This window comes from Actinomadura sp. 7K507 (assembly GCF_004348425.1).
In the GTDB taxonomy this organism is placed as follows: domain Bacteria; phylum Actinomycetota; class Actinomycetes; order Streptosporangiales; family Streptosporangiaceae; genus Spirillospora.
Map to the genome: position 1 here is coordinate 1 of NZ_SMKK01000345.1, position 7,412 is coordinate 7,412.

Here is a 7,412-nt window from a genome sequence, read left to right on the forward strand (position 1 = left end):
GGCCGATGGGCGGGCCGACGGGGCAGGGCATGCCCATGGGCGGTCCGGGCGACCCCGGATACGGCGGCTATCCGCCGCCCCAGCGCGGAAACTCCGGCGGCGGGACGAGCAAGCCGCTCCTCGCCGCCGTCGCCGCGCTGGTGACGATCGCGGTCGGGAGCGTGGTGTTCGTCGTGTGGCCGTCGGGTGACAGCTCGTCCGCCAGCACCAGCACCAGCAGTTCCCCGTCGCCGGGCAACACGCAGGTGGCGCAGAAGGACGAGATCCCGGCCGAGACCAAGCAGCAGGCGGCGGTCCTGAACAAGGTCCTGGACGACAGCGCCGCGACCCGCAGCGTGCTGGGCGGCGCGCTCGGCCGGGCGGGCAAGTGCAAGACGCTGCCGCAGGCGATCAGAGGGTTCGAGAAAGTCGCGCAGCGGCGCCAGAACCAGCTGAGCCGCACGCGGAACCTCGAGGTCGACAAGCTCGCGAACGGGGAGCGCCTGCGCGGGTCGCTCGCCAACGCGCTGACGGCGTCGCTGCAGGTCGACCAGGTCCTGCTGCGGTGGGCACAGAAGAACCAGCGCAACTGCAGGGGCAAGCCCCGTCCGTCGGCGGCGCAGGTCCCCGGGCGCGCGGCCATCGAGCGGCGCGCGACGACGGCGAAGCAGAAGTTCGTCGTCCTGTGGAACCCCGTCGCCAAGAAGACCGGCCAGCCGCAGCGAAGCTGGAAGCGAGTCTGACGGCCGGTCACGACCCGGTTGCGACGTCGGGACGGACCGCCCGCGCCGGTTGACGGCGGAGTATCTTGTCACCGTTTGTACCTCGCGAGGTAGGGGGCCTCATGCGGTGTCCGGGCTGCGGAAGCGACACCACTCCGGCGTTGCCCCGGTGCACGCGCTGCAACGCGCCGCTCAACTCACCGCCGGGCGGGGACGCGACGACCCTCGACCCGCACGGCGACGCGACAGTCGGCGACCTGCAAGGCGAAGCGGCCACCGCCGACCCGCAGGGCAGCGCGACCACCGGCGACCCGCAGGCCAGCGCCACCCGCAGCCACTCGCAGGGCGAGGAGGCGACCATCCACGACCCGCACGGCCCCGCGACGACCCCTCATGCGCGGGGCGAGGAGGCGACCGCCGGCGACCCGCTGGGCGGCGGCACGCCCGGCCCGGGTGAGCAGGCGCCTCCACCCTCGGGCGGGCCGGTGCCTCCGTCATGGGGTGCGTCGCCGCAGGGGCCCGCGCAGGGGCCCGTCCAGTGGGAGTCCCCGCCAGGCCAGCCGCCGCCCGGCCCTCCGCCTGGCCCGCCGCCCGGCCAGGCCCCGCCGCCACCGCCGGACGAGGCATCGACGCAGCTCTCCCCGGAACCGTGGGGCCAGCCCGCGCACTGGCAGCCGTCCGGCCTCCCACCGGACTACACCACGCCCATGCCGCCGTCGGACGAGACGACGACGCACCTCGCCCCCGAGCCGTGGGCCGAGTCGGCGATCTGGCAGCCGCCCGCACCGCCGAAGAAGAGCAACATGCCGTACTTCCTGGCCGCGGCGGGGGCGGTGCTGCTCTTCGGGGTGGCCCTCGGCATCGTGTTCTGGCCGAGCGGGTCGGAGGCGCCCGCGCAGCCGGGTGGGGACGTGCCGTCAGCGCAGGGCCAGAGCACCGCGCCCGCGACCGAGGAGGAGCCCGGCGGCGACGTCGACGGGCAGGCCAGGGCGGTGGACGACCTGCTGAAGGACATGGGCACCACCCGTTCCGACCTCGGTGGCGTGGTGGTCGCCGGCTGCCAGACGAGCGGCCTGCAGCGCGTCCTGGACATGCGCAAGGGCCAGTTGGAGAAGGCCCGCGAACTCGACGTGAGCGCCCTCGACAACGGCCCCCAGATGAAGGACGCCCTCGTCCGCGCGCTGGAGGCGTCGACCGAGTCGAACCAGCGTTACCTGGACGTCTCCCCCGGCTGCCCGACCGAGGCGGAGGTAGCGGACGTCAACCAGCGCGCGAGCAGCGCGAAGAGCGAGTTCCTCGGCTACTGGGCGCCCGTGGCCGAGCAGTCCGGCCTCCCCGCCCGCACCGAAAGCGACATCTAAGGGCGGCTCAGCCGATTCCCGCGGTGACGGCGAGCCGCTGAACGGCCTCGGCCAGCACCGACACGCCGGCCACCCGGCGGCCGAGACGCGCCAGTGCGCCTTCCACGCGTTCGGTGTCGGCGTCGCCGGACTCGACCTCCTCCCGGATGTCGGCGAGGTCGCGGCGGGCCCTGCCGGGCTCGTCGAGGTCGGCGGTGTGCGCCTCCAGCAGCCGCTCGACCGCCGCGAGCGCCTCACCGAGCTCCGGCGACGGCGCCGCGTTGATCTGCTGGTTCTGCGTGACGTTGTCGCCCGTGGCGATCTGGCCGGAGACGCTGGCGTTGCCGCCGATGCTGATACCCCGGCCACCTTGCTCGGTCATGTCTCCTCCAGATCGGTCATGGCTTGATGCCGCCCGGTCCGGCGCCGCGCTGTTTGCCGCCGCCGCCTTGCCGCTGGTCGACGCGGCGTCCGGCGGCGACCTGCCCATGCACGGACCCGCCGGTCATGATGACGCCCTCGTTCATGATGACGCCGGCCTGCGCGCGGTACGCGGACACGTCGATGCCGCATTCGCCCAGATAGTCGAGCAGCGCCTCGTTGACGCGCCGTTCGATGAGCCGCGTGTACTTGTCGACGTCGAGTTCCTGGACGAAGTCGTGGAAGCGGTCGTCCGCGGCCAGCTCCCGCACGCTGATCCGCGCCCCGTAGTCGTGGACGAGCTGTGCCGCCGGGTCGGGGCCCGCCTCCGCGGCGAGCGTCGCCCGCACGATCCGCCAGAGGGCCCCGGCGAGCCGGTAGGGCGCGAGCAGCGGTGCGCTGAACAGGCTGGGAAAGCCGAAGACGATCGTCTTGCCCAGCAGCTTCCCGCCGTCCCACATGGGCAGCTCGTCCACGATCTTGAAGGCGGGACGGACGGGCGGGAGCACGGTCGCGGCGAAGTGCCCGTACAGCATCCGTCCTTCCACGGCGAGGTGGACGAAGGCCGACAGCCCGGCCTCCTGGTCCTCCGCCGGGGCCACCACACCGCCGGAGGGGGTGGTGATCGCCCGGCCCCGGGCGCCGATCGAGACGCGCTGGAAGCAGCGGACCCCGGCCTGCGGGTGCCGGATCGCCGCCTCGACGGCCTCCGGCGACGCGGTCGAGTAGGGGACGCGCCCCGCCCGGTCGATCAGCGGGTGCCCGTCATAGACGACGGCGTTGAGGTCGTCCACCGGGCGCGGGCGCTGGACGCACCGGCCGCGCGCCGCGACATGCCATCCGGTGACGAGGCCGTCGATGCGCTCGTTGGGCGGCAGCGGACGCTGCCCGTCGCCCGAGGCCGGCCGCTCGTCGCGCATCTCGTGGAGCTTGGCGCGGATCCGGTCGTGCATGACCACGGGATCCACGTGCACGGAGCCCGCCGGCCCGTCGAGCGGAGCCGGCTTGCCGAGGAGATCTGACGCCTTCCTGTCCAGTTCCAGCACGACGGACCAGACGCGTGCGTCCGGGGAGTGCGGGTGCCCCGCGCCGATGAACGGGTTGTCGCCCGCGTACAGGGTGATGTTGCCGTCCTGGGACGCGCGGACATGGGCCAGTGCACCGGCGAACCGTCCGGCGCCGGGGTCCGGCCCGGGTCCGTGCGCCCCCGGCATCAGGTCCCGGGCGAGACGGCGCAGGACAAGCGCGAGGTGCCCGAGCGCCACGGCGGGCAGCCCCAGCGACAGTGGCATCACGACGAGCAGGAGGAGGGCGGCGCCGAGTCCCACGCTGCCGTACGTCGCGGTGCCGGTCAGGAGTCCAGCGGGCAGGATGTAGACCGCGAAGAGCCCGAAGCCGGCGAAGCTCAGGATCCAGAGCAGCGGCCATGGCGCCAGCACGGCGATGCCCAGCCGCCGCCACCCGGACAGCCGGCGCCAGGGAACGCGGGTCAGCAGCGTCCCGTAGGCGAAAAGCAGGACGTAGGGGACCGCGAGGAAGGGCGCGACGATGAACAGCCCGACCCAGGTCCCGACGAGAAGGGTGTCGCGGACGATGCGCATCCTGCGGGCCTGGCGGGCGTGCCGGATGACCGGTTCGAGGTCGTACCCGTGGGAGGGGACGACCGCGCGATACGCCTCGTCCACGTACTCGTCGATGACCGCGTCGCACAGGTCCTTGTCGAGGTACGTCGCCGCGCACAGGTAGCGGGTGAGGTTCTGCATCGGGCCGGTGCGGGGTTCGCGCATGGCCCCGTGGCGGAATAGGCCGACGCTCGGCGGGCTGCCGGTCTGCACGTCCAAAGGCCGATCCCTCCACAGGCCCGGTGTGGCGGAGAATTCCGTGACGGGCAGAACTTAGCGGCGAGGCGGCGCCGTGCGTGAGTTAATGCCGAAACGGGATTGGATCTTCCGGTCACTCGGTGTCGTCACGGGACTGGCCGGGGAAGGGGAGGCCCTTGGACGGGTCCTCGAAGGGGGCCACGAAGCGGTCGAACCAGCTCAGGACGGGTTCCAGCCATTCGGTGACGCGCATCGTCCCGGCGACCTGGTCGACCTGGTCGTCCTCTTCGAAGCCGATGGCGACGAGCGTGAGGTCCTGGTAGAAGCCCGCCTGGTCATCGTCGCCGTAGAGGGCCGTGAGGGCGATGGGGCGGTTGCGTTCGAGTTCCATCGACAGCGGGTGGCGGCGCAGGGCGCGCAGGCGGTGGCCGAGCTTCGGGTCGGGCGGCTGCTTCAGGCCGGGAAGCTGGTAGTCGAGCGGCGGCGCGGCGGCGTGCTTGTCGGGGACGCCGTCGCCGTAGGGGAAGAGGCGGTCGAGTTCGTGCAGCCACTTGACCTGCGGGATCACCCAGTTCGGGCCGGGCGCGGTGCCCGGCGTGGCGCCGCCGAGGAGACGTCCGGCGACCTCGGCGACGGCCGCCGTGAGCTCGGACGGCGGGTAGACGGTGCGCAGCGACCGCGAGCGCCGCGTCACGGCCCTCTCCAGGACGGTCGCCAGCGCGCACTCGCGGAGGCGCGGAGTCAGGCGGGACCAGGCGCGGCCCAGCTCAGGCGGCACGGCTGGCATGGGGCGGTTCACGACGTGGGACAGCACGAGAGTGTCGGCCCAAAGGCGGAGCCACGCCCATTCGGGTTGACCGGCGACGAGGTCGGCCTCGCGGAGTTCGTAGAGGGTGCAGGCCCGTCCGGAACGGCACTCGCAGCCGCAGGCGGCCGACCGGCGGCCGTCCACCGGCGGCGGCGGGCCGGGCAGCTCCGCCTCGCGGCCCTCCCCCAGCGGGACGCGCACCCGGAGCGGACGGTCCATGCCGTCCGCGAACACGGCGGCGACGCCCGGACGCAGCGACACGACCTCGCGGGACTGGTCGGCGTCCAGGTTCATCGCCGAGCCGACCTGATGCCGGTCGTCGTGGGCGGGCAGCCGGTGCACGACCTTCAGCGCCGTGTTCTTGATCACGTCCGGGACGAGCTTGGTCGGGATCTGCTCGGCGACGATGATGCCCTCGCCGTACGCGCGGATCTCGGCGAGCATGCCCGCGAACAGTTCGACGGCGTGTGAGCTGGTGCGTTCGGGGCCGCGGTTGCGGAGCAGGCGGTGCGCCTCCTCGATGACGATGACGTGCCGGAGAGCAGGGCCGTCGCTCCGGTCACGGCGGCGCTCCCGCATGCGGAGGTGCTCGACGATGCGGATGATGAGCGTCCCCATGAGGAACGCCTTGTCCTCGTCGTTGGCGACGTCCTCGATGGCGAGGACGATGTTGTCGCGGAGCATCCCGCCTATGTCGGCGGGGTGGCCGCCTTCGAAGAACCGTCCTGCTGAGCCGATGCGGAGGGAGCGGAGGCGGACGTCGACGAAGCCCTGCACGTCGGCCATGAGTTCGCGGCCGTAGCCGACGTCCTGGATGACCTGGAGGGCGGCGTTCTGCAGTTGTTCGAGGGTCGGGACGGCGGGCTCGATGAGGGAGCCGGGCACCCCGGCGCCGGTCACGACGTCCCACCCGTTGTTCTCGTAGACGCGCTGGAGCGCCTGCGCCATGATCTGCGGGAACGGCTCCTCGGCATCGAACGCGGCCTGGAACAATGCCCGAACCATGTCGATGTGCGCCTGCACCGGGTAGCCGGGCTCGGGCGCCAGCGGATTCACCGACAACGGCACGGACCCCGGGTCGGACGGGTTCACCACCGTGACCGGCCCGCCGAGATCCTGGATGCGTCCGGCCATGGCCGCGTACTCCGACTTCGCGGGCTCGATCGCCAGCCACGGGATGCCCGCGCGGGTGAGCTGCTCCAGCAGATGCCGGACGGTCTGCGACTTCCCCGCGCCCGTTGACCCCGTCACGAACACGTGCCGGTTGATCGTCGAGCGCGGCACGGTGAGCCGCCCGACCTGCCGATCCTGACCGTCCAGGATGGCGCCCAGCTCGATCTGCACCTCACCTCTCGCCGCAGGTGAGGCCCCATCGGTCTCGGACGTGACGTCGAAGTACCCGGCGTCCAGCACCCGCAGCCCCGGCACCTCCCTCCGCGGCAGCCCGGCCAGCGCCGCGAGCGCCCCGGCCGTCGCGACGAACGGGAACCGCTGCTCCGACTCCGCCATCGGCCGCGCCACGGACTGTGCCGTGACGGGCGCCGTGCCGGGCCGCAGCATCTCCCCGAACGAACCGCTCCCCTGCCCCGACCTGAGCCGATAAGGATGATGGCCAAGCTCCATCGACCCGACCAGCACCGGCGCGATCTGCCCAAGCTCGTCCTGCGTGGCGGCCCCGGCGACGACCCGCACCTGCCACAGTCCCGCCTCGCGGAAGGCGTCCAACTCGGCGAGCCGCTGGTCGGCGCGGGCGACCGCGAGCCGGGCCTGCTCGTCCTCACCGCGCCGCAGCATCCGCAGCTCGTGGTGAAGCTCCCGCATCTCGGTCTCGATCAGCCGCTCGTCACCCGGGTCGGCGACCACGAACCACCCGAACGGCCGCTCCATCAACGTGACCAGCGTCGCCTCGAACAGCCCAGGCCCGGCACCCGCCCCCGAGACCTGCGGGGCAAGCCGCCCAGGACACCGCGTCCAAGCCATCCCCTCGGCCTGCCGCAACCACTCGTCCCCGATGGGAACCCCACGCGCGCCACTAGGAAACAACAGCCCGTAGGACTCCGCCCCAGCCTCCGGCGCACCGATCGGCCCCGCATTGGTGATCAGCTCCAGCGGCGCCCCACCCCCCGCCGACAACCACCCGACAACGAACGGCCGCCCCAGCCGCGCCGCCGACAACGCGGCAGGCAACACACTCACGAAATCCCACTCAGCAGACGCGTCCCGCTGCGGCGCCGGCACAGCCTGAATCCGGTACCAGGGCCCCGGCAACGCGAACTCCGCCGAAGCATCCTGGCGGTTCCGAGCCTCCGGGACGCCCCGCATC

At 72.8% G+C, this 7,412-nt stretch carries 4 protein-coding genes and 1 pseudogene; 2 read left to right on the top strand and 3 right to left on the bottom strand.

Annotated features, from left to right (window positions below; genetic code table 11):
* Together E1285_RS41800 and E1285_RS41805 are read left to right on the top strand one after the other, a co-directional pair.
* Positions 1-722: pseudogene (locus E1285_RS41800) on the top strand (hypothetical protein); the annotation flags it as partial.
* A gap of 140 nt (positions 723-862) precedes the next feature.
* On the top strand, positions 863-2,062 hold the full coding sequence (locus E1285_RS41805) for a hypothetical protein (protein WP_132160293.1): 1,200 nt from the start codon (positions 863-865) through the stop codon (positions 2,060-2,062).
* A 7-nt stretch (positions 2,063-2,069) separates the two neighbouring features.
* On the opposite strand, the gene E1285_RS41810 is transcribed toward E1285_RS41805, so the two are convergent.
* The 3 genes from E1285_RS41810 to E1285_RS41820 all read right to left on the bottom strand — a co-directional run bounded on the left by E1285_RS41810 (position 2,070) and on the right by E1285_RS41820 (position 7,285).
* A complete protein-coding gene (locus E1285_RS41810) occupies positions 2,070-2,423 on the bottom strand; it encodes a DUF5955 family protein (RefSeq protein ID WP_132160295.1) in 354 nt (117 codons plus the stop codon).
* Positions 2,424-2,439: 16 nt separating this feature from the next.
* A complete protein-coding gene (locus E1285_RS41815; protein ID WP_132160297.1) occupies positions 2,440-4,302 on the bottom strand; it encodes a hypothetical protein in 1,863 nt (620 codons plus the stop codon).
* 112 nt (positions 4,303-4,414) lie between these two features.
* Complete coding sequence (locus tag E1285_RS41820; protein WP_243723430.1) at positions 4,415-7,285, bottom strand: ATP-binding protein; 2,871 nt, start codon at positions 7,283-7,285, stop codon at positions 4,415-4,417.
* Positions 7,286-7,412 lie beyond the last annotated feature (127 nt).